18 protein-coding genes are annotated in these 21,896 nt (G+C 70.9%); 5 read left to right on the top strand and 13 right to left on the bottom strand.

The genetic code is table 11. The annotated features are described in order from the left end of the window. Nucleotides 1-191: 191 nt before the first annotated feature. The 11 genes from ACFYP0_RS31585 to ACFYP0_RS31535 form a co-directional block, all read right to left on the bottom strand. Nucleotides 192-2,252 carry an acyltransferase family protein gene (locus ACFYP0_RS31585; RefSeq protein ID WP_386998437.1) on the bottom strand — a complete coding sequence of 687 codons (2,061 nt, stop codon included), beginning with the start codon at nucleotides 2,250-2,252 and terminating at the stop codon, nucleotides 192-194. A gap of 169 nt (nucleotides 2,253-2,421) precedes the next feature. Further along, entirely contained in the window at nucleotides 2,422-3,690 is a 1,269-nt protein-coding gene (locus ACFYP0_RS31580; RefSeq protein WP_355494270.1) for an alginate lyase family protein, read from the bottom strand. A 111-nt stretch (nucleotides 3,691-3,801) separates the two neighbouring features. Then, nucleotides 3,802-4,422 carry an RdgB/HAM1 family non-canonical purine NTP pyrophosphatase gene (rdgB, locus tag ACFYP0_RS31575; protein WP_124862148.1) on the bottom strand — a complete coding sequence of 207 codons (621 nt, stop codon included), beginning with the start codon at nucleotides 4,420-4,422 and terminating at the stop codon, nucleotides 3,802-3,804. Nucleotides 4,423-4,474: 52 nt separating this feature from the next. Then, entirely contained in the window at nucleotides 4,475-5,200 is a 726-nt protein-coding gene (gene rph / locus ACFYP0_RS31570; RefSeq protein ID WP_355494271.1) for a ribonuclease PH, read from the bottom strand. 120 nt (nucleotides 5,201-5,320) lie between these two features. Beyond that, on the bottom strand, nucleotides 5,321-6,064 hold the full coding sequence (locus ACFYP0_RS31565) for an MBL fold metallo-hydrolase (RefSeq protein ID WP_124862153.1): 744 nt from the start codon (nucleotides 6,062-6,064) through the stop codon (nucleotides 5,321-5,323). Between the two features lie 223 nt (nucleotides 6,065-6,287). After that, entirely contained in the window at nucleotides 6,288-7,253 is a 966-nt protein-coding gene (locus tag ACFYP0_RS31560; protein ID WP_124862156.1) for a PLP-dependent cysteine synthase family protein, read from the bottom strand. An 11-nt stretch (nucleotides 7,254-7,264) separates the two neighbouring features. Beyond that, nucleotides 7,265-7,666 carry a MoaD/ThiS family protein gene (locus ACFYP0_RS31555; RefSeq protein WP_124862159.1) on the bottom strand — a complete coding sequence of 134 codons (402 nt, stop codon included), beginning with the start codon at nucleotides 7,664-7,666 and terminating at the stop codon, nucleotides 7,265-7,267. A gap of 65 nt (nucleotides 7,667-7,731) precedes the next feature. After that, nucleotides 7,732-8,220, bottom strand: a complete 489-nt coding sequence (locus ACFYP0_RS31550; protein WP_030487200.1) for a Mov34/MPN/PAD-1 family protein — start codon at nucleotides 8,218-8,220, stop codon at nucleotides 7,732-7,734. Between the two features lie 52 nt (nucleotides 8,221-8,272). Then, nucleotides 8,273-8,773 carry a DUF2017 domain-containing protein gene (locus ACFYP0_RS31545; protein ID WP_124862162.1) on the bottom strand — a complete coding sequence of 167 codons (501 nt, stop codon included), beginning with the start codon at nucleotides 8,771-8,773 and terminating at the stop codon, nucleotides 8,273-8,275. Beyond that, nucleotides 8,770-9,060, bottom strand: coding sequence for an ATP-dependent Clp protease adapter ClpS (gene clpS / locus ACFYP0_RS31540; protein WP_088946433.1), 291 nt, complete (start codon nucleotides 9,058-9,060; stop codon nucleotides 8,770-8,772). The genes ACFYP0_RS31545 and clpS overlap by 4 nt, the downstream gene beginning before the upstream one ends. 148 nt (nucleotides 9,061-9,208) lie before the next feature. After that, nucleotides 9,209-10,759: a hypothetical protein gene (locus tag ACFYP0_RS31535; RefSeq protein WP_386998436.1), complete on the bottom strand. Its 1,551-nt coding sequence runs from the start codon at nucleotides 10,757-10,759 to the stop codon at nucleotides 9,209-9,211. A gap of 195 nt (nucleotides 10,760-10,954) precedes the next feature. On the opposite strand from ACFYP0_RS31535, the gene ACFYP0_RS31530 reads away from it, so the two are divergent. From ACFYP0_RS31530 to ACFYP0_RS31515, 4 genes are read left to right on the top strand one after another with little or no spacing between them, the layout of a single operon-like run. Continuing rightward, nucleotides 10,955-13,633, top strand: a complete 2,679-nt coding sequence (locus ACFYP0_RS31530) for a LuxR C-terminal-related transcriptional regulator (protein ID WP_355494273.1) — start codon at nucleotides 10,955-10,957, stop codon at nucleotides 13,631-13,633. Nucleotides 13,634-13,649: 16 nt separating this feature from the next. Next, nucleotides 13,650-14,936: a nicotinate phosphoribosyltransferase gene (locus ACFYP0_RS31525; protein WP_355494274.1), complete on the top strand. Its 1,287-nt coding sequence runs from the start codon at nucleotides 13,650-13,652 to the stop codon at nucleotides 14,934-14,936. Between the two features lie 50 nt (nucleotides 14,937-14,986). After that, nucleotides 14,987-15,568, top strand: a complete 582-nt coding sequence (locus tag ACFYP0_RS31520; RefSeq protein ID WP_355494275.1) for an isochorismatase family protein — start codon at nucleotides 14,987-14,989, stop codon at nucleotides 15,566-15,568. Between the two features lie 40 nt (nucleotides 15,569-15,608). Beyond that, a complete protein-coding gene (locus tag ACFYP0_RS31515; RefSeq protein WP_355494276.1) occupies nucleotides 15,609-16,856 on the top strand; it encodes an MFS transporter in 1,248 nt (415 codons plus the stop codon). A 477-nt stretch (nucleotides 16,857-17,333) separates the two neighbouring features. Here ACFYP0_RS31515 and ctaD read toward each other — a convergent pair whose 3' ends face one another. Together ctaD and ACFYP0_RS31505 are read right to left on the bottom strand one after the other, a co-directional pair. Next, nucleotides 17,334-19,094 carry an aa3-type cytochrome oxidase subunit I gene (gene ctaD, locus ACFYP0_RS31510; RefSeq protein WP_124862177.1) on the bottom strand — a complete coding sequence of 587 codons (1,761 nt, stop codon included), beginning with the start codon at nucleotides 19,092-19,094 and terminating at the stop codon, nucleotides 17,334-17,336. Between the two features lie 130 nt (nucleotides 19,095-19,224). Further along, nucleotides 19,225-20,331 carry an FAD-dependent monooxygenase gene (locus ACFYP0_RS31505; RefSeq protein ID WP_355494277.1) on the bottom strand — a complete coding sequence of 369 codons (1,107 nt, stop codon included), beginning with the start codon at nucleotides 20,329-20,331 and terminating at the stop codon, nucleotides 19,225-19,227. A 299-nt stretch (nucleotides 20,332-20,630) separates the two neighbouring features. Between ACFYP0_RS31505 and ACFYP0_RS31500 the strand changes: the two genes are divergently transcribed. Next, complete coding sequence (locus ACFYP0_RS31500) at nucleotides 20,631-21,755, top strand: GH12 family glycosyl hydrolase domain-containing protein (RefSeq protein ID WP_124862183.1); 1,125 nt, start codon at nucleotides 20,631-20,633, stop codon at nucleotides 21,753-21,755. Nucleotides 21,756-21,896: the final 141 nt, after the last annotated feature.

The raw sequence follows: 21,896 nt of genomic DNA, 5'->3' as shown, positions 1-21,896 counted from the left end.
CGGGGCACTATACGCGAGCGTCATAACCGATAGAGGCCGCCTCGGTCGGCGGCGAACCCGCCCGTTGATCGTCCCGACAGCAGGCGGATTTCCCCTCTTTCGCCCACCCTGGGCGGGCAGTCGCGCGACCGTGGCCGATCGTTCCGGACCCTTGGGACGCATCGCGCGGTGCGCGGGTCGCAGACTGGCCGTCAGGGTGCGAGACGTGCCGCGACACGCTCGACGAGTTGGGGCCCCAGGGTGCGCGCGTAGGTCGCCGTCATGTGATGCGCGTCGCGGTAGACGATGACGTTACCGATCACCAACGGACACTGGGTCGCGGTGCAGAACAGATCGGTCAGGTCCACCATCTGCACCTTGCCGTCGCTCCGCTTCGCCGCCTCCTCAAGAGCGTCCCGGGTGCCGAGCGCGGTCTGCCGGTCGACCGCACACCGCGTCGGGTCCCCACCGTTCGCCGCGTCGTCCACCAGGCAGCCGAGGTCCGTCGCCCCGAGCCCCGGGTTGTCCGCCACCACGACGATCCTGGTTCCCCGCTCCAGCACCGGGCGCCACGCCTCGACGTACCTGCGGATCTGGCCGGCCGCCGCCTCAGGGTTGGCGCTCGCATTGCGCTTGCCGGTCACGATGACGAGGTCGTACTTCGGGCCGTCGCCGAGCCGCTGCATCATCGCGTTCCGTCGCGCGTAGCACGGGTCGGACTGGTCTACGGCATCCACCTTCGCCCAGATGCAGCCGCGGCCGACGTAGGTGTCGACCGCCCAGTTCCGCGAGTCGAGCTGCCCCTCGATGGCGGGGATGAGCATGGCGGCGTGCGAGTCGCCCACGAGCGCGACGCGCGTCGCGTCGGCCCGTTGCGAACCGACACGACACGACGTGAGTGTCGCGCCCGGCTCCTGGTCATAGCAGTCGTACGCGGAACCCGTGTCCTTGGTGAGCATCGACATCTCGGGGAACAACTCCTGGCCGAGGGCGCCGGGCTCGCAACGCTGCGCCTCCACCATCGCGCCCGCACCGAGACACGGCGTCCCTGCGGCCATCAACTGCTCAAGGCGTGAGTTGTTCGCCTTGCCGCTCTGTTCGACCAGTCGGTTGCCGGCGACGACGACGGAGAGCACCAGCACCATCGACATCGCCGCAGCCGCGTACTGCGGCCACAGCCGCCGCCCACCGCTGAACAAGCCGAACCGCACCGGGTCCTCGACGAGGCGCTTGGTCAACGCGGCCAACACCACCACACCGGCGATGACGACGAGCTTCACCGGCCAGGTCATCTTGTCGCCGGTCGCCAGCTCGAAGATCACGATTGGCGGCCAGTGCCAGAGGTAGATGGAGTACGACCAGTCGCCGAGCTTCTGGACCACCGTCGAGGCCATCGGCCGCAGCGGAGACCAGCGTGGGCTGGGAGCGCCGGCCCAGATGGCGGCGAGCGCACCGACGACGGGAAGCGCCGCCGCGTAGCCCGGGAACGGTGTCCCGGAATGAAGGAGGAAAGCGGCGATACCGATCAGGAGCAAGCCCAACCAGGAGACCGCCGCCCGAGTGCGGTCACTCGCCGACCGTCCGAGCCCCGGCAACGTGGCGAGCATCGCGCCGGCCCCGAACTCCCAGGCCCGGGTGGGCGTCACGAAGTAGGCCGCGGCGCTGTTAGCGGACGTCTCGTAGACGGAGTACGCGAAGGAGGCAGCGACGATCAGCGCAAGCGTGACCCGGATCGCGCCGATCGGGTCCGTCCGCCGGATCCGGCGGGCGACCAGGACGGCGAGGACGATCAGGAGGGGCCAGACCAGGTAGAACTGCTCCTCCACGGACAGCGACCAGTAGTGCTGCACCGGCGACCTGACGTTCTCCGCGGCGAGGTAGTCCACGGCGTCGTGCGCCAGCTGCCAGTTCTCGACGTAGACCGTCGCCGCCGCGATCTCGCGGAGTATCTGTGACCAGTAGAGCTGCGGCACCCAGACGAAGACGGCCCCCGCGGTGGCGACGAGCACGAGCAGAGAGGCCGGCAGCAGACGCCGGATCCGGCGCGCCCAGAAGGTGCGGAGGCGGACCGACCCGGTCTTCTCCACCTCCCGCACGAGGTGGGCGGTGATGAGGAAGCCACTGATCGCGAAGAAGACGTCGACGCCGACGTATCCGCCCGGGATCCGGTTCGGCCAGAAATGGAACAGCAGCACCAGGAGCACCGCGAGCGCCCGCAACGCCTGGATCTCCGGTCGCACCACCCCGGGAGAGGTCTGCTTCGAATCCGTCACTGTGCCTCACCAGATCGGTAGGGGTAACACCATGGCGCGCAGCGGCCACACCGCCACAGAATGGTGGCGACGGCGAGGGTATACGTTTGTTGCCCCGTCCCGCTGACCGGGAGCCGGTTCCGCCACCCGCCGCGCGTCCCCTCGTTCTGCATACCGCGAGGTGGACGCGTCAGTTCGGATCTCCGGCGTGGGTCAACGTCTCCCAGGCGTAGAAGTAGGCGGGCGGGCCGGCGGGCCGGTCCGCCTCCACGACCCGTCTGGTGTTCGGCAGGTCGAGCTTCATCCTGGTGCCGTAGTGGTTGAAGGCCACCTCGGGTGACGGCGCCAACCCGGTCACGAGCTGACCGCCGCACAGCCAGGGCGGCACCGACCCGCCCGACTCGAGTCCGCTGTGGAACTCCAGTGCGCGGGTCAACCGCTCGCGTGCCTCCGCGTACAGGTCGCGGCCCTGGATCCACGCTGTCTCGGCAACGTGCGCCGCCGCCGCGAGACCCCAACCGGTGTGCAGGAAGTCCCGGCAGGTCTCCTGCGCCAACCCGTCGACGAGCATGGTCTGCCCGCCCCAGTATTCGGTGAGCTGCGACTTCGTGAGGGCATCGCCGGGCGGCGCGTACGGCATGGCCCCGTCGCCGCGCAGATAGACGTACGCCCGCAGGCGCATACGCCACTTCTCGATCGCCTTGAGAAAGGAAGCCCGGTCGTCGAGGAACACCGAGATGCCGACGGCCGCATCGAGCATGATCAGGCCCCAGTTCCCCGCCCTGATGCCATCGGTGCCACCGAGCACCACCGGTAGGTAGACCTTCCGGAGCATCCGTTCGGTCCGCGCCAAAGAGGCGGGATCCCAGCCGGTGTAGGTGTGCTTGATCAGCTCTGCGGTTCGCGCGAACGTCGCCCCGGCCCACCCCGCCTGCAGCGGTGCGTTGGAGTTGGTGTGCTTCTTGACCACGCCGGACCACGCGTCCAGGATGTCGATTGCCTTCTCCGCGTACCTACGGTCACGGGTGAAGCACCACATCAGAGCATGCGTGTACGCGGCCACCGCGTCCTCGGCCTCCGCGGTGCAACCGGTGTCCGGCTGGGAGTAGTAGCCGCAGTTCACAGTGGAAACCGGCCGAGGACGCCAGGAAAGCTCGGCGTACTGGCTGCGCTGCATGGCCAACCAGGCCGAGCGCCAAGGCTCCTCGCCCGCCCTCACCTTGCCGCTCACGAAGTTCAACTGCGCGCTGTTGACAAGCACACCCGGGTGGACGAACCCGCTGCGGGGATCGCGCGACTGGGTCAACGGTGGCGCCGGCGGAATGGGGTCGACGACCCGGGCGCCACGCGCCGCGCTCTCCGGTTTGTCGGCCGAGAAGGCCAGGAGAGCACCGCTGGCGGCCAGCAGGCCGACACCCATCAGTGCCGCCAGCACACCACGCCTACCGGCCCATGCCATCCCGTCTCCCCGACAACCTGCCAATCCGGATTCCCCGGACTCCCGAGATCAGTACATGTCATCGACCGATCGCTCCGCCACCCCGCAGGTGTCAATCGGACAAGCCCGGTCTCAGCCCGCGGACGGCGGCAGTACCTTGGCGACCAGCTTGGCCAACTCGCGCAACGCCTTGCCCCGGTGACTGATCGCGTCCTTCTCGGCCGGGGTCAGCTCGGCGTTGGTCCGGTCCTGCCCGTCGCCCAGGAAGATCGGGTCGTAGCCGAAGCCGCCGTCACCGCGCGGCGCGCGCAGCACCCGCCCGGACTGCCTGCCGTCGACGAGGTGCTCCTTGCCGCCGGGCAGCACCAACGCCACGGTGCAGACGAACGAGGCGGCCCGCTGCTCGTCCGGGACGTCGGCGATCTGGTCCAGCACCAGCTGAAGGTTGGCCCGGTCGTCGCCGTGCTGGCCGGACCAGCGGGCGCTGAACACCCCCGGCATGCCGTTGAGCGCGTCGACCGCGAGGCCGGAGTCGTCGGCGATGGTCGGCAGCCCACTCTGCCGGCAGCCCTCCCGCGCCTTGATCAGCGCGTTCTCGCCGAAGGTCAGGCCGGTCTCCGGCAGCTCCGCGTACTGCTCGACGTCGTCCAGCCCGAGCAGGGCGATCCGGTGCGCGCCGAGCGCGCCGTCCAGGATCCGCTGCAGCTCGACCAGCTTCTTGCGGTTACGGGTGGCGAGCAGGACCTTGTTCATGCTGAATCACCTTTGTTCGCGACTGCGGGGCTCGCAAGCTCACTCCTCGCGCTCACCCGAGCGCCTTTCGCTGGGCTTCGGCCAACTCGGCGCAGCCGGCGACGGCCAGGTCGAGCAGGGCGTCGAGCTGGTCGCGGGCGAACACGCCGGCCTCGCCGGTGCCCTGCACCTCGACGAAGTCGCCCGCGCCGGTGCACACCACGTTCATGTCCACCTCGGCGGCGACGTCCTCCTCGTAGCAGAGGTCGAGCCGGGCCTCCCCGGCGATGACCCCCACGCTGACCGCGGCCACCGAGCGGTGCATCACCTTCTCCGGCTTGCCGGCCAACGACTTGCGGGCGGCAAGCCAGCCCACCGCGTCGTGCAGGGCGACGTACGCGCCGGTGATCGCCGCTGTGCGGGTGCCGCCGTCGGCCTGGAGCACGTCGCAGTCGAGCACGATCGAGTTCTCGCCGAGCGCCTTGAGGTCGATGCTGGCCCGCAGACTACGGCCGATCAACCGGGAGATCTCGTGGGTACGGCCACCGACCCGACCCTTGACGCTTTCCCGGTCGGAGCGGGTGTTGGTGGCCCGGGGCAGCATCGCGTACTCGGCGGTCACCCAGCCGAGCCCGGAGCCCTTGCGCCAGCGGGGCACCCCCTCGGTGACGCTCGCCGTGCAGAGCACCCGGGTGCCGCCGAACTCGACGAGAACCGAGCCCTCCGGATGGGTGCTCCAGCCTCGGGTCAGGGTCACCGGTCGAAGTTGAGAGGGCCCTCGCCCGTCAGGTCGCGCCATGCCTGCACCCTATGCGGTGCGGCGATCCACCTCGCTCGCGGTGCCCCGGGGAACGTTCGCGACGTGCACACCGAGGAACCCGGCGACCGCCGGCCGGACTCGCGAACCGGGCGTGCTGCGTCAGACGTCGTAGCTGGCGCCGGGCCGGACCACCTCGAGCGGCCCGGCGTACGCGGAAGCGGCCGACTCCAACGTGTGCGCCTCGCTGCCCCAGGCGGGCACCAGGTGGGTGAGCAGCAGCCGACCCACCGCGGCCTTGGTCGCCGCCTCGCCGGCCTCCCGACCGGTCAGGTGCAGATCCGGCGGATTGTCGATGCCGTCGAGGTAACTGGCCTCGCAGAGGAACACGTCGGCGTTCTGGGCCAGCCGCAGCAGCGCCTCGCAGGGCGCGGTGTCCGACGAGTAGCACAGCGAACGACCGTCGTGCTCCAGCCGCACGCCGTACGTCTCGACGGGGTGGTTGACCCGGTCGACGGTGACGGCGAACGGGCCGATCGGGAAGGTGCCCGGCTGGAGCGCGTAGAACTGGTACACGTCCTCCACCGAACCGTCGTCGCCGTACGCGGCGCTGAGCCGGTCCGGCGCTCCGGCGGGCGCGTACACCGGCAGCGCCGGGTAAGGGCCGTCCGGGGCGTACCGGCGTACCACCACATACAGCACGGCGTCGAACATGTGGTCACAGTGCAGGTGGGTCAGCAGGATGGCGTCCGGGGCGTGCAACCCCGCGTACCGCTGGAGGCTGGACAGCGATCCCGAGCCGAAGTCGACCAGGAGCCGGAAGCCGTCGGCCTCGACGAGGTAGGCCGAGCAGGGCGACTCGGGGCCAGGGAAACTGCCGGCGCTTCCCAGAACGGTCAGTCGCATCGAGTGGTCTCGCTGTCACTGTCAGTAGCAACCGCGCCGGCGACGGTCCCGGCTATGATCTCTACCGACGCGTACGCCACGCTGCGCAGCCTACGCTGGCGCACCCGGCAGCAAGAATCATCCAACGGAAGTTGTCACGAACGTGACACGCGCTCGCGGTACGTCGGGAAGCGCACGGGCCGTCGACGAATGTCGACGGCCCGTAGTCGGCAGACCAGATCGGTCAGGCCCAGAGCTGCCCGTCCAGGGCGTCTTCGGCATCGGCGAGGGTGCCGCCGTACGCGCCGGTGGACAGGTACTTCCACCCGCCGTCGCAGACCACGAAGGCCACATCGGCCCGGCGGCCGTCGCGCACCGCCTCGTGCGCCACCGCCAGCGCGGCGTGCAGGATCGCACCGGTGGAGAACCCGGCGAAGATGCCCTCCACCTCCACGAGCTGGCGGGTACGCAACACCGCGTCCCGGGTGCCGACCGAGAACCGCCGGGAGAGCACCGAGGCGTCGTAGAGCTCCGGAACGTACCCCTCGTCGATGTTGCGCAGGCCGTAGACCAACTCGCCGTAGCGCGGCTCGGCGGCCACGATCTGAATGCCCTCGACTTTTTCCCGCAGGTAACGCCCGGTGCCCATCAGGGTGCCGGTGGTGCCCAGCCCGGCCACGAAGTGCGTGATGCTGGGCAGGTCGTGCAGCAGCTCCGGCCCGGTCGTCTCGTAGTGCGCCCGCGCGTTGGCCTCGTTGCCGTACTGGTAGAGCATCACCCAGTCGGGGTGCTCGACGGCGATCTGCTTCGCCGTGGCGACCGCCTGGTTGGACCCACCCGCTGCCGGCGAGAAGATGATCTCGGCCCCGTACATCCGGAGCAGCTGCACCCGCTCGGTGGAGACGTTCTCCGGCATGACGCAGACCAGCCGGTAGCCGCGCAGCTTCGCCACCATCGCCAACGAGATGCCGGTGTTGCCACTCGTCGGCTCGAGGATGGTGTCACCCGTACGGAGCCGACCAGCCTCCTCCGCCGCCCGGACCATGAACAGCGCCGCGCGGTCCTTGATGCTGCCGGTGGGGTTGCGGTCCTCCAGCTTGGCCCAGAGCCGCACCGGAGGGGCCCCGTCGGGCACCGTCGGAGAGAGTCGGGGCAGGCCGACCAGCGGCGTACCCCCGCTGGCGTCGAGCAGACTGTCGTACCGCGCCATGGCGGCCGACCTCAGCGAGCCGCGACGGCGCCGCGGGCCACCGCGACGGCGGCGCTCTGCGAGCTGATGCTGTGCGAGCTGATCGCCGCTGCCGCGGCGCTGTGCGAACTGATCGCCGCTGCCGCGGCGAAGCCGAACGCGCCGCCCGCCACCGCCGGCAGGATGGTGACGCTGTCGCCGTCGGAGAGCTTCGCGTCGAGCGCGCCCAGGAACCGGACGTCCTCGTCGTTCACGTAGACGTTGACGAAGCGGTGCAGCGTGCCCGCGTCGGTGATCAGCCGGCCGCGCAGACCGCCGTGCCGGGAATCCAGGTCGGTGAGCAGATCGGCGAGCGTGTCGCCGGTGCCGTCGACGACCTTGGCGCCGCCGGTGTAACTGCGCAGGATGGTGGGGATGCGAACCTCAATAGCCATGATGTGGAACTCCTCGATCGGGTGTGCCTACGGTGACGGGACGAGACGGCTGCGACGCTGACAGGTCAGCGGCCGGAACACTCGTAATCGACCGTCGCCGGGCTCTGCCCGAACATGTAGGACTGGACGGCGTGCGGGTCGACACCGGCCTCCACGACACGGACCGGCTCCTCGGTGACCACGCCGTCGACGATCCGGAACGACCGGATCTCCTCCGAGTCGGGCTCACGGGTCGACACGAGCAGGTAGTGCGCTCCCGGCTCACCGGCGAAGGAGACATCCGTCCGCGACGGGTACGCCTCGGTGGCGGTGTGCGAGTGGTAGATGACGACGGGCTCCTCGTCCCGGTCGTCCATCTCCCGCCACACGCGCAGGTGCTCCATCGAGTCGAACTCGTAGAAGGTCATCGACCGCGCGGCATTGTCCATCGGAATGTGCCGGGTCGGGGTGTCGCTGCCGACGGGACCGGCGACCACGCCGCACGCCTCGTCAGGGTGATCCCGGCGGGCGTGGGCGACGATCGCGTCGATGATCGACCGGTCGATGCTCAGCACGTGTACCAGCCTAACGCCTGCCGGGCGCGGGCCGAAGTGGTGCCGGTCACCCCTAGTCGATCAAGGCGTTGAGCAGCGACTCCTGTAGATATCCGAGATAGGCGTAGACCGAAAGCTGGAACACCCGGCTGGAACCGGGGTCCTCAGCGACCGCGTCGTCCAACTCCTCGCCCAGATCCGTGCCGTCCTTGATCTCCAGGCGGACGCCCATCGCGAGCCGGGCGTCGTTCAGTGCCCGCAACCACGCCTCGGCGGCCTCGGCGTCCAGCCGCACCTCGCCACCGGCATCGTCCGGCAACGCGGCCAGGATCGCCCCCGCCTGATCGATCTTCGCGGTCTTCAGGTCGCCCTCGGTGTAGCGGCGGAACTCGGCGGTGCCCGGAGCGTCCTGTGGGTAGACCGCCGGAAAGAGCCGACCGACCACCGGGTCGGTGTGGTCGAAGCCATCGGTGAGCAGACCCACCACCTCGTTGGCGACCTTGCGCAGCACCCGCACCTCGTCGACGGCGAACACGGCGACGTAGTGACCGGCCTGGCGATGGAACATGCTCATGATCTGTCCACCGTCGCCCACAGCCCGTACGCGTGCAGCTGCGACGCGTCGTGCTCCATCCGTTCGCGGGCACCGGTGGAGACCACGGCACGGCCCTTGTGGTGCACGTCCAGCATCAGCTGTTCGGCCCTCTCCCGGCTGTAGCCGAAAAGCTTCTGGAAGACCCAGGTCACGTACGTCATCAGATTGACCGGGTCGTCCCACACGATCGTCACCCACTGCCGGTCGGACGCCGGCACCTCGTCAGTGTCCGGCGTCTCGACCGGTGCAACCTGCGGAGCCGCCATGCCCCCCATCGTGCCACCGGTTTCCCGGAACCGAGGAACCGGAACGCCGGCCCGGCGCGGATCACCCACCCCGGGCCCTCCCGACCCGCCCCGGACGCCGTCGGAGGTGAGGCCCGGCCCGGACCCGGACCAACCGGTGGGCGCGCCGTCAGGCGAGCAGAATGCCGTGATCGACTGCATCGGAGAGCACCACGCCCAGCGAGAGGCGGATCACCTCGAACCGTCGGGATATCTCCCTGGACAACCCCAACTCGACCTCACGCACCGCCCGTTGCGACCAGGCACGCGCCGCGCTGTGGTCGCCGTTGCCGGGCGTACGCCACTGCTGCCAGCACCCGCCGGAAAGCGCCACCGCAATGGGCGGGAGCACCTCGTCCCGGGACGCCACCGGATAGCTGGCGGCGGCGTCGATCGCCTCCAGGCCGGTCAACTCGGCCACGCCGGCCGTGCTGGTGATCAACAGCACCTTGTCCAGTTCGTGGCCGGGCCGGTGATCGGCCAGGCCGTACTGCACCGCGGCGGCGATCCGGCGGCGCACGCCTTCGGCCGGTGGCGCGCCGAGCACCTGGGAGGCGACGTCGGTCATGATGCCGCGCACCGCCTGATCGCACTGCGCGGTGGCCAACAACGACAACGCCGCCATCTCCCGGTCGAGGAGATCCGGTAGGCCGGCACAGCCGACTCCGAACACGATCTCCTGAACGGCCCGAAGGTGGATGTTCGCCAACTCCAGGGCGAGGTGCTGGCGGATCCGCTGCGAACACGAGCGGGCGTGGCGGTCGAGCCGCTCGGACCAGCCACCCGGATCGGCGGCCACGGCGACGCGACCCTGCTGGCCCGGCAGGACCGGTGGGTCGACGCTGGCCCGCTGCAACCCCTCACGCGACGCCCAACCCACCAGCGCCCGCCGCAGGTCGGCGGCGGTGTCGGCCCCGTCGACCGGGAACCACCGCGCACCGGCCAGCGCCGGCACCGCGGCCAGGAGCGCCGCCCGATGCGCCTCCACCGTCACCGCGACCGCGTCCACCTCGGTCTCCGCACCCCCGACCGGCGGGACGGACGCCCCCGCGCCCTCCGTAGTCGCCGTGCCGTCGGCCAGCGGAGCCCACCCCGCCGCGCCGGGGGTGACCGCGAAGACGACCTCCACCGAGGTCGGGGCGACTTCAGCGAGCAGGTTCAACTCGACGGCGGTGAAGGCCTGGTCGGCGGCGATCACGAAGAGCAGCGCGCCGGCTCGACCCGCCGCTTCGAGCAGCACCCGGGTGCCGGACACGCCGAGGGTGGCGGTGTCCGGAACGTCGACCAGGGTGAAGTGCCGCAGCAGCGGCTGGGGCACGCTCAGCTCGACCCGCCGGGGCGGGCGGGCCAACGCCGGACCGGCGGCGTCCCGGTCCGCGCCGTACGAGTGCGGCTGGCGGTAGCCGGGCACGAACGCCGCGCGGGTGGGAACCTTTGCGTCGCGCACGACCAACCAACTGCCCGCCGGCACGGTGAGCATGACCGGGTCGAGCTCGAGCAGGGTGGCGAGCACGGCACGCCGCTCAGCACCGGCCGGCCCGACGGCGACCACACCGAGCGGCTCGTCCGGGGCGGCGCCGGACACGCCGACCCGGGTGGGGAGAGGGCCGCAGACGGGTACGTCGGTTGGGCCGGTCATGTCGTCCGGCGAATCGACCGAGGGGAGAGGGCCCTGCTTCATCAGGTGCCTCCCGTTGCAGGTGACCGGACGTCCGGTCACGAAAGTTCCGGTACGTCAACCCGGATGTTCGGAAGACTACGGGCGGGCTGACGACCGGGCGGAACACCTCGAATACTCAGCGGTAATTGTGCGAATACTCAACTTCGCACCGTGACGGTGCGGGCGCGGACGGATTCCGGTCGATATGCTGCGCGAATGAGTCGATGGGAGTTCGTCGGCCGCACGGGTGAGCTGAACCGCCTGCTGGAGGCGGTGACCGGTGAGGCCGGCCGCGGGCTCTTCTTCAGCGGCAGCGCTGGCATCGGCAAGAGTCGGCTGCTGCGCGAGGGCGTGGGCGCGTTGCCCACCGACCGGTTCGCGATCTGGTCCATCGCCGCCAGCGCCACCACCGCCGCGCTGCCGTTCGGTGGGCTGGTCCAGGTCCTCCCCGCCGAGCAGCCCCAGGGCCTCTCCCCCGCCGGCATCCTGCGCTGGGCGCTCAACGTGCTGCAACAGCAGGCGGCCGGCCGACGGATCGTGCTCGCCATCGACGATGCCCACCTGCTCGATCCCCCCTCGGCCGCACTTGTGCATCTGGTCGCCCGCGCCGAGAACGCCACAGTGGTCGGCACCCTGCGCGACGGCGAGCAGATCCCGCTGCCGATCCGTGCACTCTGGACCGACGACCTGGTCGAACATGTCGAGCTGACCCCGATGCCGCAGGAGGAGACCACCGACCTGCTGGCGGCGATCCTGGGCGGCCCGGTCGACGCCGGCTCCGCCGACCGGCTCGGCCGGCTGTCGGCCGGCAATCCGCTGCTGCTGCGCGAGCTGGTGCACGCCGCCAACGGCAGCGCCGAGTTGAAGCGCACGTACGGGATCTGGAAGTGGACCGGGCGACTGGAACTGGCGCCCAACCTGACCGACCTCATCGACACCCGGGTCGGCAAGCTCACCGACGGCGTCCGCGCGGTCGTCGAGCTGGTCGCGTTCGGTGAACCACTGGGCCTGCACCTCCTGCGGCAGGCCGCCGAGCAGTCGGACGTGGAGACCGCCGAGGAACGCGGGCTGATCACCGTCATTCAGCACGACCGGCGCACCAACGTCCGGCTGGCGCACCCGCTCTACGGCGAGGTGATGCGCCGTCGCTGCCCGGTCAGCCGCACCCGCCGACTTCAGGCACACCTCGCCGAGCTGCTTGAGCAGGTCGGCAAACGCCGACGCGACGACCTGTTGCGGGTGGCCGTCTGGCAACTCGACTCGGGCACCGCACAGGATCCGGCTCTGCTGCTGGACGCAGCGGTGCAGGCGTTCACCCGCTACGACGTGCCGCTGGCGACCCGCCTGGCGCGGGCCGCGCTGGACGCCGACGGCGGCTACGACGCGGCGGAGCTGCTGGCCACCATCCTGATGTTCGCCGACCGGCCCGACGAGGCGATCGACGTCCTCGACGCGGTCACCCCCGAGGCCGGCGACGAGCGGCGCCTCTGCCGCTGGCTGACCGTACGCGGCATGGTCAGCTACTGGGGGCTGAGCCAGGAGTCCACGGTGGAGGAGATCGCAAGCCGGGTCGAGCAGCTCAGCGACTCCGCCGACCGGTCCCGGGTGCACGCCTTCGAGGCGATCATGCGCCTGCACCGACTGGACACGGCCACCGCGGTGCGGCTCAGCCGACGGGTACTGGACCGGCCGGCGGCCGGCGTCGCCGCCCGCGAGCTGGCCCGTTCCACCATCGCGTACGTCCAGGCCGCGCAGGGCGAGCTGACCCGCAGCGGTACGGCGATCGCCCAGGTGCACTCGGCCGCAGCGAGCTGGCGCACCGACATGCCGTACCTCCAGTTGGCCCTGGAGCTGGCCCGAGGCACCCGGCTCATGCTCACCGGCGACCTCGCCGGGATCGACGCGATCGTGGCCGACGAGTTCGCCGACCTCGCCGGAGCCGGCGACTTCCGCCTCGGCACCGGCTACCTGGCCATCCTCCAGGCGTACGCGGCCCGGCTGCGCGGGCAGAGCGACGCGGCCATGCGGACCTCGCTGGGTGCCTGCGCGGTGCTGGCCACGAGTCGGGTCTACGCCGGTCTGGCCCAGGCCGAACGCGCCCAGGCGGCGGCGCTGCGTGGTGACGCCGTGCAGGCGGTTGCGGCGATGGCCGAAGCCGACCGCACCCACGCGCCGGGCATGGCGGTGCTCTACCCGTGGCTGGAGCAGGCCCGGGGCGCGTCACTCGCCGCCTCGGGCGACCTGCCGGGCGCTGTCAAACACCTCGGTGACCTGGTGGATCGGCTGCGCTCGGACGACTTCGCCGGGCACGAGGTGCATGTCCTGCACGACCTCGTCCGACTCGACCAGGCGGGCATGGCGGTCGGCCCCACCTGCTTCGACGGTGGTCGGCGCACCGTCGCGCAACGCCTCGCCGAGCTCTCCGAGCGGGTCGACGGGGTGCTCCCGCCGCTGCTGGCCCGGCACGCCCGCGCGGCGGTGACCGACTCTCCCACCGATCTGCTCGCTGTCGCCGACGACTATGCCGCCCTGGAGTTGACCGTGTACGCCGCCGAGGCCACCTCCCAGGCCGTCCAGCGGCTGCGCCGGCGGCACTCGGCTGCCGCCAACGACGCCCGGGAGCGCCTCGCCGGGTTGCTCGGGCGCTGTGACCTGATCCGGACGCCGGCGCTCCAGGCCGGGGCGCCCGTGCTCACCGAGCGGGAGTGGCAGGTGGCACGCCTCGCCGCGCACGGCGCTCCCAGCCGGGCCATCGCCGAACGGCTCTACCTCTCGGCGCGCACCGTGGAGAACCACCTCCAACGGATCTACGCCAAGCTCGGCGTCACCGGCCGGGCCGAGCTGTGGGCGGCGTTGCGCTCGATCCCGGGCCACGACGGCGGCGACCTGAGCTGAACCTTAGGCTGGGGCGGTGAGCATCCACCGCCCCGCGCTCCTGACCGACCACTACGAGCTGACCATGGTCAGCGCGGCACTGAAGGACGGCACCGCCGACCGCCGGTGTGTCTTCGAGGTGTTCAGCCGCCGGCTGCCCACTGGCCGCCGGTACGGCGTGGTCGCCGGGACGGGCCGGCTGATCGAGCTGATCCACGACTTCCGGTTCGACCCCACCGAGGTCGAGTTCCTGCTCCGGACCGGGGTGGTCGACGAGGCGGCGGCGGCGTGGCTCACCGACTACCGCTTCACCGGCGACATCGACGGGTACGCCGAGGGTGAGCTGTTCTTCCCCGGTTCACCGATCCTCACCGTCTCCGGCGGCTTCGCCGAATGTGTGGTGCTGGAGACGCTGGCGCTGTCCGTGCTCAACCACGATTGCGCGGTGGCCGCCGCGGCGGCCCGGATGGTGACCGCGGCGCGGGGCCGGACGCTGATCGAGATGGGGTCGCGTCGGGCACACGAGGAGGCGGCGGTGGCCGCGGCGCGGGCCGCCTACCTGGCCGGGTTCCGGTTCACGTCCAACCTCGCGGCCGGCGCGCGCTACGGCATCCCGACGGCGGGCACGGCGGCGCACGCGTTCACCCTGCTGCACGACGACGAGCGGGCGGCGTTCGCCTCGCAGGTCGCCACGCTGGGCAAGGACACCACGCTGCTGGTCGACACGTACGACATCAGCCAGGGCATCCGCAACGCCATCGCGGTGGCCGGGCCGGACCTGCGGGCGGTACGGATCGACTCCGGCGACCTCGCGGTGATCGCTCAGCAGTCCCGGGAGTTGCTCGACTCGCTGGGCGCCACCGAGACAAAGATCATCGTTTCCGGTGACCTGGACGAGTACGCGATCGCCGCGCTGGCCGCCGAACCGGTGGACATGTACGGAGCTGGCACGGCCGTGGTCACCGGCTCCGGGGCACCGACCGCCGGGCTGGTCTACAAACTGGTCGAGGTCGAGGGACGGCCGGTGGTGAAGCGCTCCGAGCACAAGGCGACCATCGGCGGCCGGAAGGTCGCGGTCCGTCGGCACAAGCCGACCGGCACCGCCACCGAGGAGGTCATCGTCCCGCAGGGCGTTCCCGACCGGCAGCCCAACGACCGCCTGCTCCAGCAGTCGTACGTGGTCGCCGGTGAGTCGGTGCCGCTGCCCACCCTCGACGAGTCACGGGAGCACCTGCGGGAGTGTCTGATCTCCATCCCGTGGGAGGGACTGAAGCTCTCGGCCGGCGACCCGGCCGTGCCGGTCACCGTCGTACCCGCTGGCTGAGTCATCCCCGAGCGCCACCGACCGACCGTGCGGAGAGAGGAAACCCCCCGATGGCCAACGCGCTGATCATCGTGGACGTGCAGAACGACTTCTGCGAGGGCGGCTCGCTGGCCGTCGTCGGCGGCGCAGGGGTGGCCGCCGGCATCTCCCGGTTACTCGCCACCGAGCCGGACCGGTGGACGCACGTGGTCGCCACCAAGGACTACCACGTCGACCCGGGTGCCCACTTCGGCGATCCGCCGGATTTCGTGGAGTCCTGGCCCCGGCACTGCGTGGTCGGCACCAGCGGTTCGGAGTTCCACCCGGAGCTGGACACCGCCCGGGTCGAGGCGATCTTCCACAAGGGCGAGCACGCAGCGGCGTACTCCGGTTTCGAGGGACATGCGGACGACGGCGAGTGCCTGGCCGACTGGCTGCGCCGGCGTGACGTGGACCGGGTCGACGTGGTCGGCATCGCCACGGACCACTGCGTCCGGGCGACCGCGCTGGACGCCGCCCGGGAGGGTTTCGCCACCACCGTGCTGCTGGAGTTGACCGCCGCCGTCGCCCCGGCGACCACCGACGTGGCCCTGCGCGCGATGGAGGGCGCCGGGGTGATCATGCACGGCCAGCCTGTGATCAGGGCCGCATGAGGCGCTAATTGGTTGGCCAAGGGGCCGCCGCCGGTCGAGGATGTCGCCGGAGGTACGGACCCACGTGAACATGAAGCCTTACCGGCGGGCGCTCGCCCTGCCCGGCCTGCGGTCGCTGCTACTGGTTGCCGTCCTCGCCCGCATCCCGCTCACCGCGACCGGGGTGACGCTGACCTTCCACGTGGTTCTCGATCTTGATCGGGGCTACGGGGCGGCCGGCCTGGTGGGTGCGGCGGTGACCGTGGGCGCGGCGATCGGCGGGCCGCTGCTCGGCCGACTCGTGGACCGACGTGGACTGCGCCCGGTCCTGGTGCTCACCGCCGTCGCCGAGGCGATCTTCTGGTCCACCGCGCCGTCGCTGACGTACCCCGTGCTCCTTCCGGCCGCGTTCGTGGCCGGCTCCCTGGCCCTACCCATCTTCTCCGTGGTCCGTCAGTCGATCGCCGCGCTGGTCCCCGAGGACCAACGCCGCCCGGCCTACGCACTGGACTCGATGTCGGTGGAGCTGTCCTTCATGATCGGCCCGGCGTTGGCGGTGGCCCTGGTCACCGCGATCTCCGCGCAGACCACCATGTATCTGGTCGGTGGCGGCATCGTCGCCGCCGGGATCGCCCTGTGGGTGGTCAACCCACCGATCCGGGAGGCCACCGAGCCCACCGGCCCCCAACGCCGGGTGCCGCGCCGGGAGTGGCTGACCCCCCGACTGCTCGCGGTCCTGGCGCTCAGCGCCGCCGCGACCCTGGTGCTCGGGGGCACCGACGTGGCGGTGGTCGCCGTCCTGCGGGCAAGCGGCGAGGTCGGGTGGACCGGCGCGGTCCTGGCCATCTGGGCGGTCGCCTCGCTGGCCGGCGGTTTCGCGTACGGGGCCGTGCACCGCTCGTTCTCCCCGCTGGCGCTGACCGCCGCACTGGCCCTCTGCACCATTCCGGTGGGGCTGGGCGGTGCGCACTGGTGGCTGCTGTGCCTGGCGCTGATCCCCGCCGGCGCGCTCTGCGCGCCGACCATCGCCGCCGGCTCGGACGCGGTCAGCCGCCTGGTTCCGGCCGAGGTACGCGGTGAGGCGATGGGTCTGCACGGCTCCGCGGTCACCGTCGGCATCGCGGTCGGCGCACCGCTCGCCGGCGCGGTGATCGACGCCAGCGCGCCACTCTGGGGCTTCGTGGTGACCGGTGCGCTCGGCGCGCTGGTCACCCTGGTGGTGCTCCCGATCGAGCTGCGCCGCCGCCGCAACGCCGACGCGGCCACCCCGCAGCCCGTCGAGGTCGACCTCACTCCCGCCGCCCACTAACGGCCGGGCCCAGATTCGGCGGCCTGGCCTGGACAGGGCCGTCTGGACCGGGTGGGTCCCGGGCGGCGGCCGGGCACTGTGGGGCGGGGCAGTGTCGGCCAAGGCATTCAGTGTCTGACGCAGCTACATCTGCCCGGCCAGTTCCGGGCATGCCGGGACAACTGCAGATCGCTGTGTCCGCCCGACAGCCGGCAGGCATACACGCCAGTGAGCGTGATGTCTGTGAGTCATCACGATGACTCACAGACATCACGCTCACTAGGGACATGGCCTGCCCCGGAGCCACGCCGACGCCGGGCGGGCCACGCCGACGCCAGACCGGGCCGGACCGGGCCGACGCCGAGCGGGCCTGGAGGAAGCGATGGGGAGCGGCCGCAACGAGGGCGAGCAGTAGGAGTGACGGTGGGCTGGACATGGCGACGGGCGCCGCTCCCGGTGTCCCGGGGGCGGCGCCCGTCGTACTGCTGAGCTTGAGCGTCAGTGCCGGTCGACGTCGCTCGCGGTGTCCTCGCGGTAGCTGGCTCCGCCGTCCGACTCGCTGGTGAGCGGCTTGGCGCCACCCTCCGGCGGGCCGGCCAGGCTCTGGCCACCGGCCGCCAACTCCGGGAACTTCGCGTCGAACGCCGGCCGCTCGGAGCGGATCCGGGGCATCCGGTCGAAGTTGCGCAGCGGCGGCGGGCTGCTGGTCGCCCACTCCAGCGAGTTGCCGTGACCCCAGGGGTCGTTCACCTCGACCACCGGACCGGTCTTGTACGACTTCCAGCAGTTGTAGATGAACGGCAGCGTGGAGATACCGGTGATGAACGCGCCGATCGTGGAGATCATGTTCAGCGTGGTGAAGCCGTCGCTGGGCAGGTAGTCGGCGTACCGACGGGGCATGCCCTCGTTGCCGAGCCAGTGCTGCACCAGGAACGTGGTGTGGAAGCCGATCATGGTGAGCCAGAAGTGCACCTTGCCCAGGCGCTCGTCGAGCATCCGGCCGAACATCTTCGGGAACCAGAAGTAGATGCCCGCGAAGACCGCGAACACGATGGTGCCGAAGAGCACGTAGTGGAAGTGCGCCACCACGAAGTACGAGTCCGACACGTGGAAGTCGATCGGCGGGCTGGCCAGCAGCACACCGGTGAGACCACCGAAGAGGAAGGTGACCAGGAAGCCGACCGCCCAGAGCATGGGCGTCTCGAAGCTGATCTGGCCCCGCCACATGGTGCCGATCCAGTTGAAGAACTTCATACCGGTCGGCACGGCGATCAGGTAGCTCAGGAAGCTGAAGAACGGCAGCAGCACCTGGCCGGTCGCGAACATGTGGTGCGCCCAGACGCTCATGGAGAGCGCGGCGATCGCGACGGTCGCGGCGACCAGACCCTTGTAGCCGAAGATCGGCTTGCGGGAGAAGACCGGGATGACCTCGCTGATGATGCCGAAGAACGGCAACGCCACGATGTAGACCTCGGGGTGCCCGAAGAACCAGAACAGGTGCTGCCAGAGCATCGGCCCACCGGTTGCCGGGTCGTACACGTGCGCGCCGAGGATGCGGTCCGCGGCGAGCGCGAAGAGCGCGGCGGCCAGCAGCGGGAAGACCAGGATCACCAGAAGGCTGGTGACCAGGATGTTCCACGTGAAGATCGGCATCCGGAACATGGTCATGCCGGGCGCGCGCAGGGTCAGCACCGTGGTGATCATGTTCACGGCGCCGAGGATGGTGCCCAGACCGGAGATGGCCAGACCCATGATCCACATGTTGGCGCCGACGCCCGGCGAGTGCTCGACGCTGCTCAGCGGCGCGTACGCGAACCAGCCGAAGTCAGCGGCGCCACCCGGGGTGATGAATCCGGCGGTCGCCATCGTCCCGCCGAACAGATACAGCCAGTAGGCGAAGCTGTTCAGTCGGGGGAAGGAGACGTCAGGCGCGCCGATCTGGATCGGCACGATGTAGTTCGCGAACGCGAACACGATCGGCGTCGCGAAGAACAGCAACATGATCGTGCCGTGCATCGTGAAGAGCTGGTTGTACTGCTCGGGCGACAGGAACTGCAGCCCGGGTCGGGCCAGCTCAGCACGCATGACCAGGGCCATCAGGCCACCGATCATGAAGAACACGAACGCGGTGACCATATACATGATCCCGATTTGCTTCGCGTCCGTGGTTCGCAGCAGCCGCGCGATGGCCGACCCCTTGACCGGCTCCCGGACCGGCCAGGGCCGGGTCACGACCGGCTTGGGTGCGACGGTGGTCACGAGTGGCCTCCGGTTCTCGGTTGTCCCGCTCGGCACACGCTGGTTATCGGCGGGCCGTCATCCGCAAGGAGGATAGTCCCCGGCAGGTCGCAGCGCCGCGTGGGGTGGCGTGACACGATCTACTACGGATCTACAGCGGGCCGAGCAGGAGCCGGTAGTGCTCTCCGAAGATCCGGTCGCCGCGTCCGCGCAGCAGCGGGTCGCGCAGCGCCGGTGGCACGTCCCTGGTCCGGTTGCGGTCCCGGGTCCGGTCCCGCACCCATCGGGTACGCGGACGGCGACGACTCTCGTACGCCACGAGCGCCGCCTCCACGCTGTTGGCGGCGCGCAGCGACTCGGCCAGCACCACGGCGTCCTCCAGGGCCATGGCCGCACCCTGCGACAGGGTCGGCGCGGTGGCGTGCGCGGCGTCGCCGACCAGCAGGACACGGCCTCGGTACCAGCGGCCCAACTCCACCTCGTCGGTGATCCCGACGTGCACCTCGTCGAGGGCCGACAGCACCTCGGGCACCGGGCCGCGGTAGTCGGCGAAGAGGTCCCGCAGCCGTGCGAGAGGGTCGGCGGGTTCCTCGGTGCCGGCCTCGTCGGCGTAGAGGTGCAGCCGCCCGGCCCCGATCGGCACCATCAGGAACCCGGAGCGCTGGCCGAGCAGTGCGGTCCACTCGGTGACCGGTGGACCGTCGCGCAGGACGGCCCGGTAGACCACCTGCCCGACCGGGCGTGGCGGCCCACCGAGCGCGGCCAGGGCGCGGACCGAGGAGCGTGGCCCGTCGGCGCCGATGACCAGGTCGTACTCCGTGGTGGTGCCGTCGGTGAAGGTGACGCCGACCGCGCCCGGGAAGAGGTCCAGGGTGCGGACCTCGGCGCCGTGCCGGACGGCGCCGCCGGCACCGCTGAGCAGCACCCGGTGCAGGTCGGCCCGGGGTAGCGCCCGGCACTCGCCGACGCCGGCCCAGAGGGCGTCGAGGTCGACCTCGCAGAGTTGCGCGCCTGCGGCGTCGAAGAACCGCTGCCGACGGATCACCTGCCCGATCGGCCGGACCGGGTCGTGCAGGTCGAGCCGGTGTAGCGCGCGGGCGGCGTTGCCGGGCAGGTAGAGACCGGTCTCGGTGGACTCCCCCGGCGGCAACTTGTCGGTGACGTCGGGCCGGAAGCCTGCCAGGCGCAGCGCCCGGGCCACGGCCAGGCCGGCGATGCCCGCGCCGACGACGAGGATGCGCAGGGGGGAGCCACCCATGGTGGTGTACGCCTCCGGAGGGGGAGCGGCACGCGTTGGAGGCAACACGCTACTCGGAGCGATCGGCGCACACCAGGCCCAATCGGTCCGCACCCCGCCGCCCGTCGGCGACCCGCGCCACTTGGCTGGCCGTCCGCAGCCAGCCGTCCGGCGGGAGATGGCAATCCTCACAATTCACCAGTTCGACCCGGACGGTTGCGTACCAGTTTCAGACATGTAAATGTGTCGTTGAGCGTGGGAGCGCTCCCGCACTGCCCCACCACATCCGGCGCCCGGCACGCGCCGAGTCAAGGAGTGTCATGAAACGTCAACTTCGGGCCCTGGCCGCCGCCGGGTTGCTGGTCGCCAGTTCGCTGGTGGCAGTAGCCCTCGGCGGCAGCGCCTCCGCCGACACCCAGATCTGCGAACAGTACGGCTCGACCGTCATCCAGGGCCGCTACGTGGTGCAGAACAACCGCTGGGGCACCACCGCCCAGCAGTGCATCAACGCCACCAACAACGGCTTCGAGATCACCACTCTGAACGGCAGCAGCCCCACCAACGGGGCGCCCACGGCGTACCCGTCGGTGTTCTTCGGTTGTCACTACACCAACTGCTCCCCCGGCACGAACCTGCCGATCCAGGTGAGCCAGATCAGCAGCGCCACCAGCAGCATCTCCTACCGCTACGTCAGCGGCGCCACATACAACGCGTCGTACGACATCTGGCTGGACCCGTCGCCCAAGCGGGACGGGGTGAACCAGATGGAGATCATGATCTGGCTCAACCGGCAGGGCCCGATCCAGCCCATCGGCTCGGTCGTGGGCACCACGAACCTGGCCGGCCGGACCTGGGAGGTCTGGCGGGGCAGCAACGGCTCCAACAACGTCATCTCCTACGTCGCGTCGTCCGCGATCTCCAGCCTGAACTTCAGCGTGCTGGACTTCATCAACGACACGCGCAACCGGGGCGCGATCACCAACTCCTGGTACCTGACCAGCATCCAGGCCGGCTTCGAGCCGTGGCAGGGTGGCGTCGGCCTCGCGGTGACCTCGTTCTCGGCCAACGTCAACGGCGGCGGCAACCCCACCACCCCGCCGCCGACGACCCCGCCGCCGGGCGGTGGCGCGAGCTGCGCGGTGAAGTACACGGCCAACTCGTGGGGCAACGGCTTCACTGCCGACGTGCAGGTCACCAACACCGGTTCCAGCGCGATAAACGGCTGGACGCTCAACTACAGCCTGCCCAGCGGGCAGACGGTCACCAACGCGTGGAACGCCACGGTGAGCCAGAGCGGCTCCGCGGTGACCGCCCGTAACGTCGGCCACAACGGGTCGATCGCACCTGGAGGCACGGCCAGCTTCGGCTACCAGGGCACCCTGAACGGGTCGTACTCGTCGCCGACCAGCTTCTCGCTCAACGGGGCGAACTGCTCCCGCTCCTGAACTGTCGTGGGGGGGGGGGCCCCCCCGCGCCCCCCCCCCCCCCCCCACACCCCCCCCCGGCGGGGGGGGGGGGGGGCGCCCCCCCCCGGGGCCCCCCCCCCCCCGCCGCGCCCCGGGGGGGGCCGCCCCCCCCGCCCCCGC

This window comes from Micromonospora arida, from assembly GCF_042873195.1.
Taxonomy (GTDB): domain Bacteria; phylum Actinomycetota; class Actinomycetes; order Mycobacteriales; family Micromonosporaceae; genus Micromonospora; species Micromonospora arida.
This window is presented reverse-complemented; position numbering and strand designations above follow the sequence as displayed.